General features: G+C 36.2%; 18 protein-coding genes and 1 pseudogene. 14 read left to right on the top strand and 5 right to left on the bottom strand.

Annotated features, from left to right (window positions below; all coding sequences use genetic code 11):
- Window positions 1–979: 979 nt before the first annotated feature.
- The 3 genes from CJP74_RS06580 to CJP74_RS06570 are packed head-to-tail and all read right to left on the bottom strand — an operon-like array spanning window position 980 to window position 3,833.
- The gene (locus CJP74_RS06580; protein ID WP_119497507.1) at window positions 980–1,801 is read right to left on the bottom strand and encodes an SDR family NAD(P)-dependent oxidoreductase; all 822 of its coding nucleotides are present in this window, start codon (window positions 1,799–1,801) and stop codon (window positions 980–982) included.
- A gap of 36 nt (window positions 1,802–1,837) precedes the next feature.
- Window positions 1,838–2,329, bottom strand: a complete 492-nt coding sequence (locus CJP74_RS06575) for a hypothetical protein (protein WP_119497505.1) — start codon at window positions 2,327–2,329, stop codon at window positions 1,838–1,840.
- 19 nt (window positions 2,330–2,348) lie between these two features.
- Window positions 2,349–3,833 carry an aminotransferase class V-fold PLP-dependent enzyme gene (locus CJP74_RS06570; protein ID WP_119497503.1) on the bottom strand — a complete coding sequence of 495 codons (1,485 nt, stop codon included), beginning with the start codon at window positions 3,831–3,833 and terminating at the stop codon, window positions 2,349–2,351.
- Between the two features lie 154 nt (window positions 3,834–3,987).
- On the opposite strand from CJP74_RS06570, the gene CJP74_RS06565 reads away from it, so the two are divergent.
- The 3 genes from CJP74_RS06565 to CJP74_RS06555 are packed head-to-tail and all read left to right on the top strand — an operon-like array spanning window position 3,988 to window position 7,101.
- On the top strand, window positions 3,988–5,409 hold the full coding sequence (locus CJP74_RS06565) for a methyltransferase (RefSeq protein ID WP_119497501.1): 1,422 nt from the start codon (window positions 3,988–3,990) through the stop codon (window positions 5,407–5,409).
- A 4-nt stretch (window positions 5,410–5,413) separates the two neighbouring features.
- On the top strand, window positions 5,414–6,046 hold the full coding sequence (gene dcd / locus CJP74_RS06560; RefSeq protein WP_119497499.1) for a dCTP deaminase: 633 nt from the start codon (window positions 5,414–5,416) through the stop codon (window positions 6,044–6,046).
- Window positions 6,047–6,048: 2 nt separating this feature from the next.
- Window positions 6,049–7,101: a GNAT family N-acetyltransferase gene (locus CJP74_RS06555; RefSeq protein ID WP_119497498.1), complete on the top strand. Its 1,053-nt coding sequence runs from the start codon at window positions 6,049–6,051 to the stop codon at window positions 7,099–7,101.
- Window positions 7,102–7,143: 42 nt separating this feature from the next.
- Here the strand turns inward: CJP74_RS06555 and CJP74_RS06550 are convergent, their stop codons facing one another.
- Together CJP74_RS06550 and rpe are read right to left on the bottom strand one after the other, a co-directional pair.
- The gene (locus CJP74_RS06550) at window positions 7,144–7,953 is read right to left on the bottom strand and encodes an HAD-IA family hydrolase (RefSeq protein ID WP_119497496.1); all 810 of its coding nucleotides are present in this window, start codon (window positions 7,951–7,953) and stop codon (window positions 7,144–7,146) included.
- 3 nt (window positions 7,954–7,956) lie between these two features.
- Window positions 7,957–8,673: a ribulose-phosphate 3-epimerase gene (gene rpe / locus CJP74_RS06545; protein WP_119497494.1), complete on the bottom strand. Its 717-nt coding sequence runs from the start codon at window positions 8,671–8,673 to the stop codon at window positions 7,957–7,959.
- A gap of 176 nt (window positions 8,674–8,849) precedes the next feature.
- On the opposite strand from rpe, the pseudogene dnaE reads away from it, so the two are divergent.
- The 11 genes and pseudogenes from dnaE to CJP74_RS06490 form a co-directional block, all read left to right on the top strand.
- Window positions 8,850–12,368, top strand: a pseudogene (gene dnaE, locus CJP74_RS06540) (DNA polymerase III subunit alpha); the annotation flags it as partial.
- 531 nt (window positions 12,369–12,899) lie between these two features.
- The gene (locus tag CJP74_RS06535; protein ID WP_119497490.1) at window positions 12,900–13,865 is read left to right on the top strand and encodes an acetyl-CoA carboxylase carboxyltransferase subunit alpha; all 966 of its coding nucleotides are present in this window, start codon (window positions 12,900–12,902) and stop codon (window positions 13,863–13,865) included.
- Between the two features lie 98 nt (window positions 13,866–13,963).
- On the top strand, window positions 13,964–14,407 hold the full coding sequence (locus CJP74_RS06530) for a Z-ring associated ZapG family protein (protein WP_119497488.1): 444 nt from the start codon (window positions 13,964–13,966) through the stop codon (window positions 14,405–14,407).
- Window positions 14,408–14,793: 386 nt separating this feature from the next.
- Window positions 14,794–15,441 (top strand): hypothetical protein, encoded by a 648-nt coding sequence (locus CJP74_RS06525; RefSeq protein ID WP_119497486.1) that lies wholly within the window; start codon window positions 14,794–14,796, stop codon window positions 15,439–15,441.
- A 272-nt stretch (window positions 15,442–15,713) separates the two neighbouring features.
- Window positions 15,714–16,463, top strand: coding sequence for a (Fe-S)-binding protein (locus CJP74_RS06520; RefSeq protein WP_119497484.1), 750 nt, complete (start codon window positions 15,714–15,716; stop codon window positions 16,461–16,463).
- Window position 16,464: 1 nt separating this feature from the next.
- The gene (locus CJP74_RS06515) at window positions 16,465–17,901 is read left to right on the top strand and encodes a LutB/LldF family L-lactate oxidation iron-sulfur protein (protein WP_119497482.1); all 1,437 of its coding nucleotides are present in this window, start codon (window positions 16,465–16,467) and stop codon (window positions 17,899–17,901) included.
- Window positions 17,894–18,628 carry a LutC/YkgG family protein gene (locus tag CJP74_RS06510; protein ID WP_119497480.1) on the top strand — a complete coding sequence of 245 codons (735 nt, stop codon included), beginning with the start codon at window positions 17,894–17,896 and terminating at the stop codon, window positions 18,626–18,628. The genes CJP74_RS06515 and CJP74_RS06510 overlap by 8 nt, the downstream gene beginning before the upstream one ends.
- A 305-nt stretch (window positions 18,629–18,933) precedes the next feature.
- Window positions 18,934–19,944: a TerC family protein gene (locus tag CJP74_RS06505; RefSeq protein WP_119497478.1), complete on the top strand. Its 1,011-nt coding sequence runs from the start codon at window positions 18,934–18,936 to the stop codon at window positions 19,942–19,944.
- Window positions 19,945–20,045: 101 nt separating this feature from the next.
- Window positions 20,046–20,684: a vWA domain-containing protein gene (locus CJP74_RS06500; protein ID WP_119497476.1), complete on the top strand. Its 639-nt coding sequence runs from the start codon at window positions 20,046–20,048 to the stop codon at window positions 20,682–20,684.
- A gap of 11 nt (window positions 20,685–20,695) precedes the next feature.
- Window positions 20,696–21,334 (top strand): vWA domain-containing protein, encoded by a 639-nt coding sequence (locus CJP74_RS06495; RefSeq protein ID WP_119497474.1) that lies wholly within the window; start codon window positions 20,696–20,698, stop codon window positions 21,332–21,334.
- 223 nt (window positions 21,335–21,557) lie between these two features.
- Window positions 21,558–23,073 (top strand): PP2C family serine/threonine-protein phosphatase (locus CJP74_RS06490; RefSeq protein ID WP_147397063.1); only part of this gene is annotated, 1,516 nt, incomplete at its 3' end.

Raw genomic sequence — 23,073 nt, 5'->3', positions numbered from 1 at the left:
CAATTTAACAAAACACTTTGAAATTTAACAAAACCCTTTGCAATTTAACAAAACCCTTTGAAATTTAACAAAACCCTTTGCAATTTAACAAAACCCTTAGCAATTTAACAAAACCCTTTACAATTTAACAAAACCCTTTACAATTTAACAAAAAATGCTTGCCAAAAAAGTCCCTTTTTTAGGCTAAAATTAGAACTTGCATTTGATAGTTAAAACTTGCAAATTAACTTGCAAAAGCCACAAAGATAACAAATATTTAACAAGAGAGTGTTATTTTTGCTTGAGCTCTTGCTTTAGTTTATTAAAATAAGTATAATATGCACACCAAAGAGCAAATGCATAGACCTATGCGCTTGTTTTGCGGTACTTTACTCGACCAATTAGAGTAGAGCCTTTATTTTATTAACATCAAAAAGTATCAAGGAAACTAAAATGGAATTCTTTAACTATATCGATGTTAGCATTACAGGTAAAAAATACAAATAATTAACCTTAATTATTTGCCTATTTATCCTAAGCTAACTAAAAGTAGTGAAGGAATTTAGTTATAGAACTTTATAACTAATTTTTTAGGTAATCCTTTTTTTGTGAGAACTCCTCACATAAAGTTACCCTTAATAACACACTATAAACGTTATTAAGTCGGTTATTTATCTGTACCTATGAAAACTAATGACCTCATTTGGTACAATCAAAAAAATCTAGTGAAAGTATTTTACTCTCGGTTTAAATACTAGCTAGTCTATCAGGAATAATTGCTTACCATTTGAAGTAAATTATTACCTGCCTCAATCAGGAAAACTTAAGAATTTAAGATGTTTGTAGAATCCATGGTTCCAAACGTCTGAGATTAGTTAGCATAGGTATTGTGCGGCAATCTCAAAGAGTTTTATATTAGTTAAAGGTTTATACTAGTTAGAGCTTCTCTAACTAGTTTTTTTTTGTCGCAAAAAAAAGATACTCACCCGAGTATCTTTTTTTATTTTTCTAATTTGTAAGTTTTTTTCAAGAAGGCAAGAGCCCAACTTTGTGGCACCAGCTTTTGCAAATACCACATAAAGTAGGTTGGCAAGCCTACCAGATAATAGGTTTTTTGTTTTTTACTATTAAAAGCTTTTACAACTATATTAGCAAGTTGTTCGGGCGTAGAAGTAAAACGCTTGCGGTTTTTATTTTCTAGGCGTTGCTTTTGTTCTTGATAATCTTTTTCTAAATGCGCCGAAGTAGGAGTAAAGTCTTTATACTCTTGTAAAGCTCTTTGTCTAAAGTTAGTAATTACTGGACCTGGGTTAAGTAAACTAACTTGAATATTAGGATTATCATTTTCTACTCTAAAGGTTTTTACCATAGCATCTAAGCCTGCTTTACTTGCTCCATAGGCAGCACGAAACGGAGCTGGAACAAAGCTCACTATACTCGAAGTTACCATAATCCGCCCATAACCTTGAGCACGAAAGAGCTTAATACAACGGGTAAAGTAATCCCAAGTACCAACGAGATTTACATTAAGTAAATCAATAAGTTGTTGTCTTGGCGTATCTTCTGAGGCACTAATAAAGCCATAGCCAGCATTGAGAAAGGCTGCATCTAATTGTTGTAAATCAGGATCTGCAAAAAGCTTAGCTATGTCTTCTCCTTGTCCTTGATCACAAATTTTTACTTTAATGCCTAGTTGTTCTAAGTCTACTCCGTCTTGAGCTTGGCGTACAGTTGCAATAACTTCCCAGCCCAGTTGCTTAAACTTAATTGCACTTGCCTTACCTATGCCCGACGAGCATCCCGTAATAAGAATTTTTTGCATAAAACTACTCAGATAAATAAAGGTTAACCTTTAGGGTTAACCTTCTAAGTCTAGAGGCTGTTCACGACAACCACAGTGTTCACATTTACATTCACGACTACGGGCAAAAGTGTAACCGTGCATATCTAATTTGTTTTTAATATCTTTAAGGTCTAATTTAACAACTAGATCATAGAGATTTTTTAAGCTATCTACACGTTTGTCTGTTAAATGAACGCGAATTGAGTATTTGTCAATAAAGTGATCAAAATCAAAATTGCGATCAAACATATAGTTAACAAGCAGAGCAAACACATATGAACGTAATACTTTAGAGCGACTAATAAAAGTTAAGCGATTTGCTTCAAGTACCATATAGATTGGGGTTTCACAACCGGTAATTTCAATATAGTCTTTAAAGTCACCTGGATTACGATCAAAAGCTCCATTAAAGGTCATAATTTCATTATGCACCAATTGGGAAGCAGGTTTAGCACGTACAATACTATCGTACATACTGAGGTTAATAAATCGTTTTTCAGTTTCCATAATAAAAAATTGTGGTTAGTTAGAGATTTTGCTCGAGAAATTGGCTTATTAAGTCTATTGTAGTGTCTACATCAGCTTTAGTATTAAACGGAGCTAAACTAAAACGTAAAGTAGAGTCTACGCCAAGAAATTCATGGTAAGGATAAGCACAATGTTTCCCTACTCGAGCAACGACATTATGTTGGGCTAAAAATTGCCCTAAATCTATATCTAAACCATCTTCAATACTTAAAGAAATATGATGACCAAAGCTAGGCAAGATTACTACAGGAGCTTGGTTTTGTTGTAGTTCTTGGCAAATATTTTTGCTTTGGCTTAAATTAGCTACTTGAGGTAAGCTTGCTAAACGAGCAAGAAAATACTTTTGTAAAGTATGAGTATACTCATAAAGCTGCTTTAAAGGTTGTGCAGTTAACCAGTTAAGATTACTTGCTACTGTAACTAAAGCGTTTATATTTGGCGTGCCTGAAACCAAGAAAGGATTGCTTTCTTGGAGTTGGTAACAAGGTTCGCGTAGGTTAATGCTTTTAACAAAGCCTCCTCCGACCCATTGGTGGTGTAAGCTATTTCCAGGGAGAGGAATATTTAAATGCTCGAGTTTTTTCTCTTCTACTTCAGGAGTTTTTTGGCTATTGAGATTAAAAAACTTAGCCAGCAGAGCCAGATTTTTATCTTGTTTACCACTGAGCTCGGCAATGCGAGGAGAAATATATAAATAGCCAATACCAGTTAAGCCAAACATTTTATGCAGCGAGCCCACTAAAAAGTCTGCTTGCCAGCCTTGCGGGCTGTGGCTTTTTTCTAAGTAAACGGCATTAAAGCACGAGCCTTGGGCATTATCTATACTTAACCAAGTATGAGGAGCATAAGTAGAAAGAATTTCTTTTATTTTACCAATAGGATGTACCATGCCATTTGCATTGTCCACCGCACTCAGGCTCACTAATAAAAGCTCTTGGCTATGCTCTTGACAAAACTGACGTAAATACTCTAAATCTAAACTAAGATCAGCCAGCAAAGGAATAGTTTTTAACTCTAAAAAATCATAGCTATGACAAAGTTTTATCCAAGGTAAAAGATTAGCATGGTGATTGCTTTGTGTTACAAGGATATAGTATTTTGCTTGGGGTTGATTCTTTTGTTGAGCTTCCCAGAATTCGCCTAATGTCTGGGCAAGAAGATTTAAAGATTCAGTTGAATTTTGCGTATAGGTTAAACGGTTAGCTTCTGGGTTCTCTGGATCTAAATAGTTAACCAGAGCCTGTTTACCAGCTTGTACTAAATCCGTTAAAGCTTGGGTATGCAGAGAACGCTCAACATTTCCTGCTAAACCATAGCCTTGATTAAAAGCGTCAAGTACAGCTTGTGGTCTTAAACTAGTAGCTGCACTATCAAAATAAATTAAATTATTATCTTTAAGAGCAGGAAATTGCTCTTTAAAATTATTCAGAGAATAATGGGATAATTGTTTCTCTAATTGAGAAAGATTTAAATGGTCTTGCATAGAATTTATAAATAAAAGATAGCTCAATCTAAAGCAAGAAAGGAAGAATAAATTTTCGTGTTTATATTATACCCAAGTCGCATGCTTAAATTGTAGTTTTTCAATAACTAATATAGTAGAATATAAACATTAAATGATATTTTAATTTAAGAAGATGAGTAAATTAAATAAGATTATTCAACGTAATGAACAATTTTTCTACCAAGGACAAGGAACTATTTTACTTGGGGAAGTTGAAACCGATTTAATCCACGAATTTTTAGAGTTAATTCCTGGAGAGCAAAAACTAGGTATTTATACCAAACAAATGTATACTTTTGCTCATAGCGTGCAACTGCTATGGCGTCAAGGCTATAAAATCTGGACAAATTTAAAAGCTAGTGAGGCAAAATTAGATCCTAAAACTACGGGGTTAAAAATACCTCTTGTAGTTGAAAAAGAAGATTTTTTTGCTTTAGAAAAAGGTAATAGCCTCAAAAATAAAGATGTGTATTTGGCTTATGGGGCTGATCCAAGCCTAGCCCAAGAACATCTAGGCGAGCAGTATAATTTAGCTCAAGCCTTAACGCAGCTACCGCTTAAAGTAGGACAAAGTGAAGTAGATTTATCTGCAAGTCCTTTAGCCCAGGTTTGGCGTTTAACTCAAGCGACTAATTTAGTAATTTTTTGGCCAAAAAGTAAAGAAGAGTTTTTAACTTTAGTGCAAGAAATTCAACTTGCTTTAGCTCAACTGGAAATAGATCCAAGTCAAGTGCAAGTTTTTTACTTAGGTACTAACGACTCGGGGATTAAAACTCTGGCTTCCTTGCTCGATAACCCGGTGCGTCAATTAGATAATGTCGCACGAAGTCGACTATTTCACAGTCAAGCTAATCTAGTGGTAAGTCCTAAGCTCGCCAATAAAAGTAAACACGATAGCTTTACTTTAGCTTCTGGTATAATTACAAGTTTACCAGGCGTATTTAGTTCGCATACTTTAGACAAGGGTACGCAATTACTTTTAAGCACTTATGCTGATTTAAGTGCCGTGCATAATCAACACTTGAGCAAATTATTTAAAAACTATGCCAAAGAGTTTGATGTGCAAGTGACTAACCCTAATCTAAACTTTTTAGACTATGCCTCAGGAGCAGGTGTTATAAGTCAATACTTAGCTCATCTTTTTGCTCAGCAAATTACCAATCCCCAAGTAAAACAAAACTGGGATTTGATTGAAGTTTATGCTCCAGCCTTAATGAGCTCTGCAGTAAATTTACAAGCTTTGTCTCAAGAGCAAATAAGTTTTAATTTACAAGCAGCCGATTCACTGCAACAGGCTTTAGACAATGGCTTAACTCCTGTTTTCTATCGTGAAATTATTACTAATCCTCCTTTCCATCAAGGAAATGAGGTAACTTTTAGAATTACCGAAAACCTCATAGCCCAAGCAAGACAAAGATTACATCCGCAAGGAGCCTTACGTCTGGTGGCAAACTCGGGCTTACCTTACCTACCTATTTTAACTAAATACTTTAAGGTAGTTGAAGTTATAGCTCAAGAGGCAGGGTTTACAGTATACTTAGCAAAAATATCATAAGATTATGCGTTTATCAGACAAAGATATAATTGAAGCTTTGGATAATGGACTCATTAAAATAGAGCCGCGTCCAAATAATGATCGTATTGCGGGGGCAACCGTTGATCTTTCTTTAGGTAATACCTTTAGAGTATTTTCTAGTCAAAAAGTACCTTATGTGGACTTAGGTGGCTCAAGTGTAGAACTCGCAGCTCAACTTGATGAGCTTATGTCAGAAGAAATTTATATTGAAGATGACAAGATGTTCTTCTTACACCCAGGGGAACTAGCATTAGGTTGTACTTTTGAGTCAGTAACTGTGCCAGATAACTATTTAGCTTGGTTAGATGGACGTTCTTCTTTAGCTCGTTTAGGCTTAATGGTGCATGTAACAGCCCACCGTATAGATCCAGGCTGGTCAGGAAGAATCGTTTTAGAGTTCTCAAATCAAGGTAAAGTGCCTTTAGCTCTACGTCCAAAAATGAAAATTGGGGCAATAAGTTTTGAGCCGTTAAGTTCGTCGGCTTTAAAACCTTATGTAAAACGTGACAACGCTAAGTATAAATACCAAGACTCGGCAGTTTCTTCACGAATTGCAAGGGATAATGAAGATCCAATTTCTTTAATTAGTCAAAACCAACAGTTAAATAAAGAGTAGTTGTGAGCTTAAAAAATTACTTAAATTATCTCCAGCTTTCTTTGCTTGCCTCGCTACGTGTGCCCTTAGAGGCTTTGAGTAGTAAAGAAGTACTAGTATGTGCTCGTCCTTTGTTAGGGGCTGATATTTATCGCCTTGCTGAATTAGATTTGCTCGATAACCTTGATCCTTGGGTAGCTTCGACCTTTGCAAATTATGGAGCACAAGTTGATCTTACCCAGCAAAATTTAACTTATCGTCAAGGTTTATATGGGGTAGTTTTAGAACGCTTGCAACGCCCGCAAGGGGAAGTTCCCCCTCAATCTAATTTAAAGCAAGAAATAGCTGAGTTTGCTCAGTTACTTTTTAACTATCGTCAGCAAGAGCTCAAAGTTAATGCCCAAGTAGATTTAGCTCAAGGACAAAAATTTAGCCAGCAATTAACGCTAGCTTGGAAAGAGTTGCAAAAAGCTTGGCAAAAAGATCCTGAGCAAAAAGGAGAAAGTCTAAACTTTGCCCCTCAGGTGCTAAATGTCTTAGCTCGCGAGTATAATCTAGATCGTAAACTGCTAGAGAAAATGGAGCAAGCTAACTTTGCTCCTTGGCAAGAGTTTTTTGCCCAGTATTTAGCTCCAACGGCCGAGTTAGTGCAAAAGGTATTACAAGAGCAAATGAGCTTGGCTGCGAGTCAAGTAAATTGGTTAGCCCCTTCGTTTGCAAGTTTTAAGCCCGAACTAAGTAAACGTCAACGCCAAGCCTATTTGCAGCATGAGCAAATTATTGGCTTTATGTGTTTTGACGCACAGTTTGAAATGCTTAATCTCGATAATATTACCGTTAACCCTTTATATCGTAAATCTGGCTATGCCCAAGTTTTACTCGATATAATGTTTGCTTTTGGCACTTTACAGCAGACAAGCAATTACTTACTTGAAGTAAGAGAAAGTAATTATCCTGCAATTAATTTATACCAAAAGAATGGTTTTGTCTTACTCAATAAAAGACATAATTATTATGATCATTCGTTAAATGGTCAAGCCGAGCACGCTTTAATTTATCAAAAGCTTTGCTCATAAAAGTAAAGTCCTCTACTAAACTAAGTAGAGGACTTAACTTTTTTATGCTTCTAATTCTGCAACTAAGTGTTGGAAATCTTCACCTTGTAAAGGAATGCCTTCGTGTAAAGCAACTACGGCACTAAAGTGATCGCTTACATAGGTAGGATTTGCTAAGGCAATAGGTTTGCCATAGTTGTAACCATAAGTAAGACCAAGAACTTGAACATGAGCAGCTAGACCTGCATTAATATCATTTTCTGAGTCACCTACCATAAGCACACGTTGCTTATCGGTTACGCCAAAGTTTTCCATGTGTCTTAAAATACCTTCAGGGTGAGGTTTATTGTGTTGTAAATCACCATCACTAAACACCCCATCAAAGAGGTCGTAAAGACCTATACCCGTTAAAACTTTTGGAGTTAAGGCTTTCATTTTATTAGTTAATACGGCAAGTTTAACCCCAGTTGCTTTTAAGCGATGTAAAGCTTTATCTACGCCTGGGAATAATCTAGCATGCAGGTTACCAACTTCAATATAAAGTTGTTGATGACGAGTTTTGAATTGTTCTTTTAACGGTAAAACATGCTCGTTGTATAAGTCGTCAGTTGGCAGTTGCAGTAATTGTTCTTGCTGAGCAAAAACTGGGAAAAGATTTTTATCTTTTAATAATTCACGTTTTAACCAAGCAAAGCATTCGTTAACTGCAGCATCATGCCCTTGACCTACCCAGTTAGTTACCTCTAACGTAGGTGGTTCAGGAAAACCAAATTCTTTACAAGCTAAACGATAAGAGTGAGCTATGTCTTCAATAGTGTTTAAAAGAGTGCCGTCTAAATCAAAAACAATTAGATCATAATTGTAACTTGTCATTTTTTATTCTCCGCGGAAAGATAAGTCTACATAATCAGGAGATTCATGTTCAATTGCTAATTCACGTAGGTTGGTAATAACTTGAGCATAGTCTTCGGCATCAAAAATAGCCGAGCCCGCAACAAAGTTAGTTGCCCCTGCATGAGCTAACACCCTAATAGTGTCTGCATTTACCCCACCGTCTACTTGAATTTCTACTTTACCAAGAAGATTTTGGCGTTTTAACTCTTGGCGTAAAGCTTCAATTTTAGCTAGCGTATAAGGTAAGAATTTTTGTCCCCCAAAGCCTGGGTTAACCGTCATGATTAACACCAGATCCAGTTGTTCAAGAACTGGGTATAAAAGTTCTACTGGAGTGCCAGGGTTAATCGCAATACCAACACTTAGACCTAATTCTTTAATTAGGTTAATTGTACGATCTGTATGAGTGATAGCTTCATAAGAAAAAGTAATATGATTTGCTCCTGCTTCTTTAAAGTAGCGGGCTAATCTTTCAACTTCATTGGTCATTAAATGCACATCAATTGGAGCCGAGATGCCATAATCACGTAGTGCCTTACAAATTGGAGCCCCAAAGGAAAGGTTAGGAACGTAATTATTATCCATTACATCAAAATGAATGCGATCTGCTCCAGCTGCGATAACTCTAGTTACATCTTCGCCTAAACGAGCAAAATCAGCAGATAAAATTGATGGAGAAATTACAATTTCTTGACTCATAAAAAATCCTAAAACTCGAAATTAATATTAAAAGTGTTGACACCTACATTATACTAGGAGAACCGAGAAAAATCTTGGCAAAGAGTTATTTATGATAAAATAATTCCTGCTAACCTATTCTAAATTAACTTTTATTACTAAAGTTCATTTAGAATATATTAGTTTAAAAAATATCTATGACTTCTACAAAAAATATCGCTAACTCCTTTATTCACTTACGTGTCCACTCGGACTTTTCCATAAACTCCGGGGTAATGAAAGTTAAGGATATAATTTCTTTAGCTGGACAATACCATATGCCAGCCGTGGCAATAAGTGATTTAAATATGTTCTGTGGCTTAATCAAACTTTACGAACAAGCTACAGCCCAAGGTATTAAACCTATTCCTGCCATAGACACTCAGTTTATGGATGAACGTGGTCGTTTACATGACGTTACTCTTCTTGCCGAAGATGAAGAAGGCTATGTAAATTTACGCCGGATCATGACTCAAACCTATGTACGAGCAAGAGGGAAAATCGAATATACAGGTCGAGTGCGCAGTTTAAAATCAACTAAGCGAGATCCGCGCATTTACATTACCTATGAGCAAATGGAACAACATTCTCAAGGCGTAATCTGTCTGCTTCCTGCCTATTTTGGTCCTCTAGGAAATAGTGCTCGTGAAGATAAGATCGACTTTGCAGATCCTTGTTATGAACGCTTAAAAGCTATTTATCAAGATAAGATTTTCCAAGCTATAGCCCGTTGTCAACGTCCTGGAGAAAAAGGACTAGAAAAATACGTGCTGGAGTATTCAATTCGTTATCAAATGCCTCTAGTGGCAACCAATGATGTACTCTTTAAACGTCAAACCGACTTTAAAACCCACCAAATTCGGGAATGTATTTCCCAAGGGGTGGTAATGGCGGAGTACCAACCTGAGTACACGTCTGAGCAGTACTTTAAAACGGGGCAAGAAATGGCAGAGCTCTTTGCAGACTTACCGGTAGCTATTAGCAATACTAGCAAAATTGCCCAAATGTGTACGGTTAAGTTTAAGTTAGGGCACCATGACTTACCAAGATTTACTTTAGATCCAAGTGATCCAGCCCAAAAAGAATTAAAAGACGAATTTGATCTTTACGTAAAAGAGCATCCAGAAGTCGATGAAGAAGAATGGATTCTGGAAAAACTAGCATGGCAAGGACTCGAGGCACGCTTAAAAGTGCTTTATCCTGATCCCGAAGAACGTGAAGCGCAACGTCCACGTTATAATGAACGCCTCGAGTATGAGCTGGGCATTATTAAACGTATGAAGTTCCCAGGCTACTTCTTAATCGTTCAAGAGTTCATTAACTGGTCGAAAAAGAATGAAATCCCTGTAGGTCCAGGACGAGGTTCAGGGGCAGGTAGTCTAGTGGCGTATACTTTACGCATAACCGATCTCGACCCTCTAAAATATGCCTTACTTTTTGAGCGTTTTCTTAACCCGTCCCGTAAATCCATGCCTGACTTTGACGTTGACTTTTGTAATGAAGGGCGTGCTCGAGTTATCGAGCACATGCAAGAGCACTATGGCAAGGATTCAGTTTCGCAAATTATGACCTTTGGTACCATGGGTGCCAAAATGGTAGTGCGAGATGTAGCAAGGGTAATGGGGATTGACCGCCATAAAGCAGATAACCTTGCTAAGGCTTTACAAGATAAGCTAGAGTACAAGGTTGTAGATGAAAATGGTGCCGAAGAAACTAAAACTGCCAAGGGTACGTTAGAAAATAACGTTAAATATAATCCTGTATTTAAAGCCTATTATGAAAATACCGAAGAGCCTGAGTATCGTCATATAGTTGACTATTCAAAACCTCTCGAAGGTTTAGTACGTCAAGTAGGTAAGCACGCCGCAGGGATAGTTATATCACCAATTGAAATGAACAACTACTCGGCGTTTTATATTTCCGAAGACGGCGAGCAAAGTACGCATTTTGACAAAGATGATATTGAACATGCTGGTTTAGTTAAGTTCGACTTTTTAGGTTTAAAAAACTTAACCATTATTAAAAATGCGATTAAGATGATTCACAAGCGTCAGCTTCGCGAAGGAGTTAAACCCGAAGATTTACTGGATATTAACTTAATTCCTCTCGATGATCCTGCTTGTTATGAATTATTACAAAAAGGTGATACCCATGGTATTTTCCAGCTAGAGTCTGAAGGGATCACCAAAATGGTGGTAAATGCCCAACCTAAAACTTTTGAGGATATTATCGCCTTAATCGCTTTATACCGTCCTGGTCCTTTACAATCAGGGATGGTGGAAAACTATATTAACCGGAAAAACGGTTTAGAAGAAGTTTATTATCCGACGCCAGAATTAAACTTTGAGGTACTAAAAGATATTCTCGATCCTACCTATGGGGTTATAGTTTACCAAGAGCAGGTGATGCAAATTGCCCAAACCTTCTCGGGCTATACTCTAGGTGACGCCGATAACTTACGTCGTGCTATGGGTAAGAAAAAACAAGAGGAAATGGATAAAGAGCGTGGCAAGTTTATTGAAGGGGCTACCAAAAATAATCATGACCCAGCCCAAGCTCAAGCTCTGTTTGATCTGGTAGATAAGTTTGCAGGCTATGGTTTTAACAAGTCTCACTCGGCTGCCTATGCTTTAATTTCTTATCAAACCGCTTACTTAAAAGCCCATTATCGTGCTGAGTTCTTAGCTGCCGTTTTAACCAACGGCCAAAGTGATATCTCAAAAATCTATGGTACAGTTAAGGATTTAAAAAACACGGCAAGAAAAATTCGCGTAGACTTTATCCGTCCAAGTGTAAACTACTCTTTTGAGCATTTTGATGTAGATCACAAGGGGAGAGTTATCTACTCTCTAGCCGCTCTTAAAGGCGTAGGGGTTGACGTAGTTAAAGAGTTAATTAAAGAACGTGAGGCTAATGGTAACTTTAAAGACTTTTATGATTTTCTCAGTCGCTGTGGGCGTCATTTTTCTGAAAGCCAACTTAAGGTAATGATCAATGCGGGTTGCTTTGATGACTTTATTGCCCAAGGCAAAGAAAAAGGACATAGCCGTGAAGTTTATCATCATGTTCTCAAACCGATTCTTGCTGCAGTAAAAAACTCAGCCCAAGGCAACCTCTTTGCTGATCTAACCGAGAATATAGATACTTATATTTATCCAGATATAGTAAAAGAAGTTAAGCCTTGGCCTATGGATGAGCGAGTTAAACGGGAATATGATGCCTTTAACTTCTACTTTGCCGGACATCCAATTAATGCCTTTAGTGCCGAACGTCAAACTTTAGCTTCTGCCTCTTCAATTGATGATTTATTCAATAAGTTTTCTGATTATAATGCCGAAGTTTTAAGTAACTCCCGCAAAGGTGGTAATCAGCGGGCGGCCGTTAAAAGTCACACTCTAGTTGTGCATATAGATTCAGTGCGTAAATCTAAATCTTTTGACGGAAGTAAAAACGTTTTAGACTTGGCGTTTTCTGATGAAACAGGCAATTATCGAGGCGATATGTTTAGTAATCTTTCTGCTAACCAACTTGCCGAGCTTGCCGATCAACTTGAGCAAGATAGTAAAGCCGTAGTTACTATGCAGTTTTCTTCTTATCAAAATAAAGATACCAAAGAAACTAGAACTTCAATGCGAATTCGCAATGTAGTGCCATTACAAACTTATATTTCGCGTTGTAAAGGAAAAATCTACGCTTTATTTGATATACGCAAGGCCGAAGGCTTAGCTCAAGTAAACAACTACTTTAAAGCCTTTATTGCAGGTAAGCCTATTAGCCAAAAATGTCCGTTAGAATTTCATTTTCTTTTCTATACGCGCTTTGGTGTAGGTACAGTAGAACATAAGCATTTAACTAGTTTTACGCCTGGTATTTATCAAGCCCTAAAAGAAATATGTGGTCCGCATAATATTATTTTAGAGCTAGAATACGTAGAACCAGAAAGAGAAGGACGAACTTATCGTCCCCAAGCTAGGTAACTAATTTAGGGTAAAATTGTTAAAGGTTTTACCCTAATTTTTGTTTTTTATTGGCATTTTTTTCTTTATTCGCTTATAATAAACAGGTTATTAGGTTTTTGTACTCCCAGATGTGAATCTCTATTTACAAAGGCTAGTGACACCGAATTCTATTTATCCAACTAATCATTTTTTTGGTTAGGACTTGTTTAACTTCACCTAGGTGGAAACACCTATCTCTAAGTTTAAATTATGGAACGTACTTATTTACCTTTTGAACAACCTATTGAAGAGTTAGCGCAAAAGATTGCAGCTCTCAAAAATTCTGAAGCAGCTCAATCATCAGGCGTTGATTTTCAAAGTGAAATTCAAAGTTTAGAGAACAAACAACTTGAACTTTGTAAGAAAATTTTCTCTAACCTAACGCCTTGGCAAATTACGCAAATTGCTCGTCATCCAGACCGTCCACATACTCCAGATTACATTAAGTTAATCTTTACTGACTACCAAGAGTTATGTGGAGACCGTGCTTTTGCTGATGACCGTGCAATTATTGGTGGTTTAGCTCGTTTTGATGGTAAACCTGTAATGGTAATTGGTCACCAAAAAGGTCGTAAAGTGCAAGAAAAAGTTAAATGTAATTTCGGTATGCCATCACCTGAAGGTTATCGCAAAGCTTTACGCTTAGCAAAACTAGCAGAACAATACCGTATTCCATTAATCACTTTTATTGACACTGCAGGTGCTTACGCAGGGGTTGGAGCAGAAGAACGTGGTCAATCAGAAGCTATTGCTCGTAACCTACGTGAACTATCAAATTTAAAAACACCTATTATTTGTAACGTTGTAGGTGAAGGTGGTTCAGGTGGTGCTTTAGCAATTGGCGTGGGCGACAACGTAAACATGCTAGAGTTTTCAACTTATTCGGTAATTTCACCTGAAGGTTGTGCTTCGATTTTATGGAAATCAGCTGATAAAGCTTCAACAGCTGCTGAAACCATGGGTCTAACAGCCCCGAAAATTAAAAAATTAGGTCTAATTGATGAAATTATTCCTGAACCTCTAGGTGGTGCGCATTCTGACTACCAAACTACAGCAGAAAATATTGCTGAAGTTTTAAGAAAGCAATTAGCTGCTCTAGAAGAGTTAGAAACAGAAGAGCTTCTTGAAAAACGTTATCAACGCCTCTTAAGCTTTGGTGACTTTGATATCGAATAATGACAAAAAAAAGGAAGTTTTTACTTCCTTTTTTTAGCATTTATTGCAGTTTTTAGTTATACTATAAACATCTAACAAAAAATACGATTAAAAAGATTATGAATACAACTGTTTTAATTATTGTTTTATTTTTACTTGGTGTAGTAGTTGGTTATTTCTTAGCTCGTTTTTCGAGTTCAGATCAAAAACGAGTACAAGAGCTTAAAAGTGAATTAACTAACGCTCGTAAAGCTCAACAAGAATCTTTACAACAAGTAAATTCTGCAATTCAAGGCGTACAAACTTTAGCTCAAAGCATGGCTGTTACTTACCGTTCGCTTGAAGCAACTAAAGCAGCTCTTGAAGGGCGTGACTTTAGTGAGAATAATTATCTTCTCCAAATTAAAAATGGTAAGCTCGAAAGACTAGCTTATGATCTTGACGTAGATGTTGAAGCACAAGAGCCAGCAGAGCAAAAAGAACTTGCAGAACAAAAAGAACCAGCAGAGCCAGCAACTCCTGTTGAAGATAAATCTGCACCAGAAGCAGAAGAGAAAAAATAATTTTTTTCGACAGTATCTTTCTGGATACTGTCATTTTTATTGCTCGTTGAAGCAAATATAAAGTTCAAATAATTTTCTCCCTATATGGAAATTATTTTGCTATATCATAAAATTTGGGAAAAATTTAAAAAATTTTACTATTTTTATCACTTTTCTCTTGACTTTAGTTTTTAAAACCTAGTAAACTAACAAGAAAGAATTATGATAAATATCTATGTTATAAATTATTAATTATCTCTGAATAGTAATCTCTGTTTGTATAGAAAAATAATTTATAATGTTTACTTTGTTTGCTCTTCACAAAGGCTTTGAGTGTTTATCATAGACTTACTAAGTTATTGATTGACATGATAAGCTAGCGTGTAACGCTTTTGGAGTTCATTTGCATGAAGCGCTCGGTTCTTACTTTATTCTCAGGTGAAAACGATGTTATTAGTCACATTTTACGCTTAGCCCTTACCGAGAAAGGCATAGCCTATGACGTAGAATATATTTCTGATGACCCTGAAATGGCTCTCAATCATCGTTTCGCCAATGGGACTGTTAAATTTAAAAAGGGAACTATTCTTGATAAAGATTTACTAATTGACGATCTTTTAATTGCTCTTGAGTATCTTGATGATAAATTTCCGCATCCGCCGTTATTTGCTTCAGGACCAGAAAAAAGAGCCAAAACTCGTTTAATAGTTAAATATATTGAAGCGAGAATTTTTCCATATTTAGATCAACTAAACTCTGAAAGCAGTAAAGAGTTATTTTACGCAATTGAGAAAGTGTCTCAAGTAGTTTCAGAGATTAGTGGGGTTATAGATGAAAAAACCCTATTAATTTATGGCGAAGAATTTTCGATTCTAGATTGTTATTTAGGTCCAATTCTTTATAAACTATTCCGTCAACAAAGTAGGGATGCACGTTCATATCAGATTCCTACTAAGGTGGCAAATTACTATCGTCGTCTCCATAATCGTGAAACATTTATTAAGAGTTTACAATTAGCTCCTTCACGTGGTTTTATGTACGAAAAAGGTAAATAATGATTTCTGTGCCCTTTGGCTTTAAGCCAAAGGGTCTTTTTTATTACTGAAATTCGTTTAATGTTAATAATTCTTAACTTTAAGCTCTTTTTTGGCTTATTGCCGTTTTTTCTCTCGCTAGGGATAAACATCAACTTTAAATAGTTCTATAATATGATAGGTAATATTCAAATTTATATCTATAAGATTTTATTAACTCCTCATAAATAAAAGCTTATACAAAATCCTAGATACTCTTCGATCTAGTAGTGTTAAAATTTTTAGGAGACGTTATGCGTGTTAATCTTTTTGTAACATGTATTGGTGACGTGGTAAAAGCTAATACCTTAAAAAAGACCGTTCTCTTACTTGAAAAACTAGGTTGTGATGTAGTGTTCCTCAGCAAACAAACTTGCTGTGGTCAACCTGCTCTTAACTCAGGCTATGTTGATGAATCTAAGAAAGCGGTAAAAAACCTCATTAAAACCTTTGAAGAGAACGATTATCCTATCGTTGCTCCTGCAGGTTCATGCGTATATTCAATGAAAAAATATAAATATCTTTTCGATGAAAATGACCCATGGCGCGAACGTGCAGAAAAATTTGGTGACCGTGTGCACGATTTAACTGACTTTATCGTGAATGTTTTAGGAGTTACTGATGTAGGAGCAACTTTAGAAGGTAAAGCTGTATATCATGCTTCGTGTTCATTATGGCGTAAATTAGGAGTTGTTGAAGAGCCATTAAAACTCCTACACGCGGTAAAAGGTCTGGAATTACTAGATTTTGAAAATAGTGATACTTGCTGTGGTTTCGGTGGTACTTTCTCAGTTAAAATGGCTGAAGTATCAGGCGAAATGGTAACAGAAAAAGTAGAACATATTTTAGATGTAAACCCTGATTATGTAATTGGTGCTGACTCATCATGTTTAATTAACATAGGTGGACGTCTTTCACGTGAGCATAAATTAGATCACATTAAAGTACTTCACATAGTTGATGTATTAGTTACTGATGAAGAACTAGAACAGGCAGGTTACTAATATGAGTTTAAAAACATCTAATCTACCTTTAAAAGAACGTATTAATAAAGAAGTAAATAACGAAGTTTTACGTCGTAACCTAATTAAAGCTCAAAACGTTATAGGTGCAAACCGTAGAAAAATGATGGATGAGCTAGGTCACTTCGAAGAATGGCGTGATTTATGTGAACAAATTCGTAATCACGTAATTGCCAATATTGACGGTTATTTATATCAACTTTCTGAAAAAGTAACGCAAAACGGCGGGCATGTATACTTTGCTAAAACTGCCGAAGAAGCAACTAACTACATTCAAAAAGTATGTAAAGAAAAAAATGCTAAGAAAGTAGTTAAATCTAAATCAATGGTAACCGAAGAAATAGGTCTGAATGAAGCACTGCAAGAACTAGGCATGAAGGTGTTAGAAACAGACTTAGGTGAGTTTGTTCTGCAAATTGTGGGTGACCGCCCTTCACACATCGTAGTACCAGCGATTCACTTATCACGTAAAGAAATTCAACAAAGACTTAGAGACCAACTAGGTTACGAAGGTTCAGAAACTCCTGAAGAAATGACGGCGTTTATTCGTAAAACCTTACGTGAAGATTTTTTAACTGCAGATGTTGGGATTTCAGGTTGTAACTTTGCTATTCCAGAAACAGGTACTCTATGTTTAGTAACAAACGAGGGTAACTTACGTTTAGCAACAACTACACCAAAAACTCACATTGCGGTAATGGGTATGGACCGTATGGCTCCTAACTTTGAGAATGTGGATCCATTACTAACTCTTTTACCTCGTTCGGCTGTAGGTTCGCGTTTAACTTCTTATAATACTTGGTTAACTGGTCCACGTTTAGCTGGTGAGATCGACGGTCCAGAAGAGTTCCACTTAGTAATTGTGGATAATGGTCGTTCTGACTTACTAACTTCAGAATTCAACGAAATGTTACGTTGTATTCGTTGTGGTGCTTGTATGAACACTTGTCCTGCTTACCGTCAAATCGGGGGACATGGTTATGGTTCAATTTATCCAGGTCCAATGGGAGCGGTATTAACTCCAATTCTTGGCGGGTATAAAGAGTTCCACGAATTACCAAATATTTGTTCTTTATGTACGGCATGTGATTCAGTATGTCCAGTTAAAATTCCTTTATCTTCACTAATTCTTAAACACCGTGAAAATATTGCGAAATTAGGCTACTCTAAATCATCTGAACGTATGGCTATCCATGGCTTTACTTTTGCTAATAACCACCCATTTATTTGGGACAAGGTTGTACGCTCTGGAAATAGTTTATTAAATAGTTTCTCTAATGAAGATAACACTCCACGTGGTTTTGCTAATGTGGCAGTAGTAAAAGAATGGACTAAGGCTCGTGACTTACCACGTAATGAGCACCAAGAGTCATTCCGTAGCTGGTTTAAAAAACACAAAGAGAGTCGTAAAAATGGATAAGAATAATCGTGATGAATTCCTTAAAAGCATTGCTTTAAAATATGGTCGTGAAGTAAAAACTGCTCCAGATCCGATTCCAGAATGGGTGGTTAACTATCCTAGAACTCGTTTAACTGATCTTCCACGTAACCAGTTATTAAGTAACTATATCGACTATTGTAAAACTGTAGGGATTGATATTCAAATCACTACTCCAGAAAACTTAGCTCGTACTATGGTTGAATTAACTTCAAGTTATACTGAAGGGAAAATCATTTTAAACGATGACCAACGTTTACACCAAGCAGGAATTACGCAAGCTTTAATCAAGCAATTTGGTGAAGACGAAATTTGGGTTTGGGACGGCAAAAAAGGTCGTGCTAACCTTGCATTTGCTGCAACTGCTAATATAGGTATAGTTCATGCTGAATGTGGTTTAACTGAGTCTGGTTCAATTGTCCTAGAATCAAGTCCAAACTATGGTCGTTCAGTATCTCTTTTACCAAAATATACTATTGTAGTACTAAAATCTTCTACGGTTTTACCTCGTATGCACCAATATGCCGTTGAATTAGATAAACGTGCTCTAAAAGGTGAACGTGCTCCTTCTGTAATTAACGTTATCTCAGGTCCCTCATCGACTGCAGATATTGAGTTAATTAAAGTGGTTGGGGTACACGGTCCTGTAGGTATTACTTACGTGATCGTAGATGATGAAGGTTCATGTGCTGATTTTACTCACGCATAATAAAAGTCCTCTGAACTTAAGTTCAGGGGATTTTTTTGCTTAAATTTTAGGGTGTAACTAAAAAGTTCTCTTTTTAAAGGGAACTTTCTTTTTTGGCTAAAAGAGCCAAATATTGGTATTTAGCATTCAAATAGCAAATATCTTTGATTTATAAAGCAAAAAAAAATACAATTATTTTCCGATTTGACGTGACATTACATATATACATATATAATAAAGGGTAGATGATTTTTATAAATCTATAGCAAACAAATTTTGTGTTTTTAAGATTATATTTGTGTGAAAAAATAAAAAATAGGTGAGAAATGGAACATTTTGGTTTTCCTACTGAGACTTTAATAATCTTCTTTGGGGTTATTATTGTCTCTGTTTATTTAGATTTATTTGCCCATCGTAAAACGACTGAGATTTCTCTAAAAGATGCAGCATTATGGTCAGTTTTCTGGATTTTAGTTTCAGTTGCCTTCTACTTCTACATTTGGTTTAGATTTGATAAAGATTGGGCTAGCTTGTATTTATCTGGTTATGTATTAGAGAAAACACTATCTATAGATAACCTCATGGTGTTTGTTGCGATTTTTGCTTCTTTTGGTATCAAAGGACGTTTACAGCACCGTATCCTCTATTGGGGAATTGTTGGAGCCTTAGCATTCAGGGCTGTATTCGTTGTTATAGGTACAAGTCTTTTCTCAGCAAGTCCATGGGTAGGCTTTATCTTCGCTGCCTTTGTAATTTGGAGTGGTTACAAAATGCTTACTGCCAAAGACAATGGCGATGAAGAAATTGAAGACTATTCAAATCACTGGAGTGTAAGATACGTTAAAAAAGCCTTACCAGTTTATCCAAAATTAAAAGGTGATAAGTTCTTTGTTAAAGAAGAGCAATTAGACGATCAAGAGAAAAAATCTTTAACAAGAAAAGGCTTATTCTACGTAACTCCTGCATTTTTATGCTTAATGGCAATTGAAACTTCTGACGTTGCTTTTGCTTTTGACTCAGTTCCAGCAGTAATTGCGGTTACCCAAGAACCTTTATTAGTTTATGCAGCAATGATTTTTGCTATTCTTGGTCTACGTAGCCTTTACTTTATTCTTTCTGCTTTAACTAAGTATCTTATCCATTTAGAAAAAGCAGTTATTGCTTTACTATTCTACATTGGTTTCAAAATGGGTCTTCAATCTTGGAACCATGCCGTAGGTGATACTGGTATCCATATTTCACCTAACCTAAGCCTTATAATTGTACTAGGAGTTTTAGCTCTTGGTGTAGTTGCTTCCCTGGTTTTCCCTGGGAAAAAGGAAAACGTAGATAAGTAATTTTATTACTTGTCTCAACTTAAATTTTTATCAATGCTTTAATTAACAATAGGTAAGTAACTTATTTATTAAGCTACTTACCTTAATATAGGAGTAATAAAATGCGTCGCTTGCCAGTTTATTTACTAGTTGATACATCAGGATCAATGATGGGTGAAGCTATCGAGTCAGTTCGTAACGGTTTACAATCTCTTGTAACTACTTTACGTCAAGACCCTTATGCTTTAGAAACTGTTTACTTATCTGTAATTACATTTAGTAGTCGTGCTACCCAAATTACCCCATTAACTGAGTTAATTAGCTTCCAATTACCAGATATTCATGCTTCTGGTTTAACAGCAATGGGTGAGTCATTAGTTCTTTTAGCTGATTGTATTAATCGTGAAGTACAAAAAGGTACAGCTGAAGCTAAAGGTGACTGGAAACCAGTAGTATTCTTACTTTCTGATGGTGCACCTACAGATGACTTACAGCGTGGTATTGATGCAATTAGACAAGTTAAAACAGGTGTATTTGTTGCTTGTGCGGCAGGTTCAAATGCAGATACTGATTGCTTAAAACTTATCACAGAAGAAGTAGTTTCTTTAGACACTGCAGATCCTAACTCAATTAAAGCATTCTTCAAATGGGTTTCTGCTTCTATTTCTGTATCAAGTCAAAAAGTTGATCTTAATAAATCAGATGTTGGCGGTTTAGGTGACTTACCTCCTCCACCACCAGAATTAAACATTGTTCTATAGTGAGTTAAAGTATGGCAAGACGTTTACTTACATATATTTGTATTGATACGTCTGGCTCTATGAAAGGTGAGCCTATAGAGGCTGTTAATGTAGGATTACAATCTTTACTTTCAGCATTACGACAAAATCCTTATGCTTTAGAAAGTGTTCATCTCTCGATTTATACTTTTGATTTGGAAGTAAAAAATGTACTCCCGGTAACTCCTTTAGAAGACGTAATTATTCCGACAATTACTTGTCCAGACAGTGGTGCTACTTTTATGGGACGTATGTTAGAAAAAGTAGTAGAAGCTGTTAAACATGATCGAATTCTAAGTACTAAAGAGCAAAAAGGGGATTGGCGTCCAATCCTAATTTTCCTAACCGACGGTAAGCCTTCTGATTTATATACTTATAAACAAACGCTTAGTGCGATTAAGGCTCTAAACTTCAGTAGTATTGTAGCTTGTGCAGCAGGTCCGAAAGCTGACCCTACGCTTCTACTTGAGCTTACAGATACCGTTGTTGCTTTAGATACTATGGATTCAAATAGTTTCTCTCAGTTCTTCCAGTGGGTGTCTGCAACCGTTAATCAATCGAGCGTAAGTGCAGGAGCAGCTTCGAGTAATAGTCTTCCTCCACCACCAGATCAAGTAAATGTCTTTATTTAGGAACCTTTTAGGTTTCAATAACGAAAACAACCAAGTCATATTTTTCTCTATATTGTGATTAAAATGTATGCTCTTTGCTCTTTTTATAACAGTTTTGAGATAGTATGACTTTTTTTGTTTTTGTCATAATTATGAATCTGTTCTTTCAACCTAGGTTATTTAATAACGCTATTGTTGAGAAAAGAAAAAGGTAATTTCTTTTGCTAAAAGTAAAGGAAGTACTATGAAAACTAAAGTTAGAGAAGCTCTGAATAAACTTATAGATCTTTTTGAAAGTAATTTTAAGGAGTTAAAAGAGTTGTCAGAAAGAGATGAAAAGCTATTTTTTAGCAAATATCAAAACTTTCTAACAACTTTAAAATCAGCAGCTCCAGAAAACAATAAAGATAGTAACCATATGGATCGAATTCAACTACCAAATGCACGACAAGATGAACCCTATTTAGTTACACTTAGTGGTCAGACTATAACTAAGATTGCATTTCCTGAAGAAATTGGCTTAAAGTTCGATGAGAAAAAGAGGTGTATTGAAGGAACGCCGCTAGAAGCTGGTGAATTTAAAGTACTCATACACACTCTTACTGCAGATATTCTTGATGCAGTCTTGTTTGTTAACCCTAATCCAGAAAAGCTATGGCACAACATCCCTTCAAAGATAGGGGGATATAGGTTCTGGAAAGAAGATTCTTATAGTGAGAAAAAAGATAACGTTCATGGGGTGTTAATTGCTGGACGCCAGCGTGGTCGTACACATGCCAATAAAGGAACCTGCTGTGATGACCATTTTGAAATGGCTTATCATCCCGAAACGGGAATGAGTATTCTTGCTGTTTCTGATGGAGCAGGAAGTGCAGAGTTTTCTCGTTATGGCTCAAAAGTACTTGTAGAAGTAGCTACAAAAAAAATTCTAGAACTGCTAAACGATGAAGAAAAAAGTTATCGTAAATTTGCTGAACTGCCAAATGAAGAAGTTATAGCTCTAACAACGCGTCATTTATTAACCAACGCAGTTCAAGCAGCCTACTTGAAATTAGAAGACAAAGCACAACGCGAATCTATCCCAGTAAAATCTCTATCTGCAACTCTTTTAGTTGCCATTACTTTGCCTTTAAAAAATGGCAAGTGGTACACAGCGAGTTATTGGGTTGGTGATGGAGCCGTAGCTGTCTTTGATACTAAAGAAAAAGAAGTTAATCTTCTTGGAAAAGTTGATTCTGGAGCTTATTCGGGTGAGACTCAGTTTCTTACTCAAACAGAAGCTAATGCAGAAAAAGTTTTTACACGTATAGCTACAGATACTAGAGATAATCCACCAGTTCTCTTTTTAATGACAGACGGGGTTTCAGACCCTAAATTTAAGTCTGACAAACAACTAGAACAATATGAGCCTTGGGAAAGTTTATGGCATGAACTTCATAAACCATTACAAGCTGAGGAACCTGAGAAAGAACTAGAAAAATGGTTAGACTTCTTTTCTAAAGGCGAACATGATGACCGTACTTTAGCAATGTTTATTCCTCACAAGACTTGGGATTCAGTGCAGAATACAAATGTTGAAGAACTGCTAAAACCTGAGGATACGGAAAATGCAAAAGCTAAAGGAGTTGTAGAGACAATAGAAGTTGATCTAAGTAGAAGTAGAGCTCCATTAGGAGGAACAGGTAAAATTACAACATCAACTCTATCAAGAGCTGGAGCAGATCAAGCTACCCCACCAGCAGGAGCAGTTCAAACTACAC

Source organism: Psittacicella melopsittaci (genome assembly GCF_003585925.1).
Classification (GTDB): domain Bacteria; phylum Pseudomonadota; class Gammaproteobacteria; order Enterobacterales; family Psittacicellaceae; genus Psittacicella; species Psittacicella melopsittaci.
This window is presented reverse-complemented; position numbering and strand designations above follow the sequence as displayed.

Coding starts and splice junctions, on each gene's coding strand:
- CJP74_RS06575 (WP_119497505.1), bottom strand. CDS start 2,329: ATGGAAACTGAAAAACGATTTATTAACCTCAGTATGTACGATAGTATT.
- CJP74_RS06515 (WP_119497482.1), top strand. CDS start 16,465: ATGAGTTTAAAAACATCTAATCTACCTTTAAAAGAACGTATTAATAAA.
- CJP74_RS06520 (WP_119497484.1), top strand. CDS start 15,714: ATGCGTGTTAATCTTTTTGTAACATGTATTGGTGACGTGGTAAAAGCT.
- dcd (WP_119497499.1), top strand. CDS start 5,414: ATGCGTTTATCAGACAAAGATATAATTGAAGCTTTGGATAATGGACTC.
- CJP74_RS06495 (WP_119497474.1), top strand. CDS start 20,696: ATGGCAAGACGTTTACTTACATATATTTGTATTGATACGTCTGGCTCT.
- CJP74_RS06565 (WP_119497501.1), top strand. CDS start 3,988: ATGAGTAAATTAAATAAGATTATTCAACGTAATGAACAATTTTTCTAC.
- CJP74_RS06570 (WP_119497503.1), bottom strand. CDS start 3,833: ATGCAAGACCATTTAAATCTTTCTCAATTAGAGAAACAATTATCCCAT.
- CJP74_RS06510 (WP_119497480.1), top strand. CDS start 17,894: ATGGATAAGAATAATCGTGATGAATTCCTTAAAAGCATTGCTTTAAAA.
- CJP74_RS06535 (WP_119497490.1), top strand. CDS start 12,900: ATGGAACGTACTTATTTACCTTTTGAACAACCTATTGAAGAGTTAGCG.
- CJP74_RS06525 (WP_119497486.1), top strand. CDS start 14,794: ATGAAGCGCTCGGTTCTTACTTTATTCTCAGGTGAAAACGATGTTATT.
- CJP74_RS06500 (WP_119497476.1), top strand. CDS start 20,046: ATGCGTCGCTTGCCAGTTTATTTACTAGTTGATACATCAGGATCAATG.
- CJP74_RS06580 (WP_119497507.1), bottom strand. CDS start 1,801: ATGCAAAAAATTCTTATTACGGGATGCTCGTCGGGCATAGGTAAGGCA.
- CJP74_RS06550 (WP_119497496.1), bottom strand. CDS start 7,953: ATGACAAGTTACAATTATGATCTAATTGTTTTTGATTTAGACGGCACT.
- CJP74_RS06505 (WP_119497478.1), top strand. CDS start 18,934: ATGGAACATTTTGGTTTTCCTACTGAGACTTTAATAATCTTCTTTGGG.
- rpe (WP_119497494.1), bottom strand. CDS start 8,673: ATGAGTCAAGAAATTGTAATTTCTCCATCAATTTTATCTGCTGATTTT.
- CJP74_RS06530 (WP_119497488.1), top strand. CDS start 13,964: ATGAATACAACTGTTTTAATTATTGTTTTATTTTTACTTGGTGTAGTA.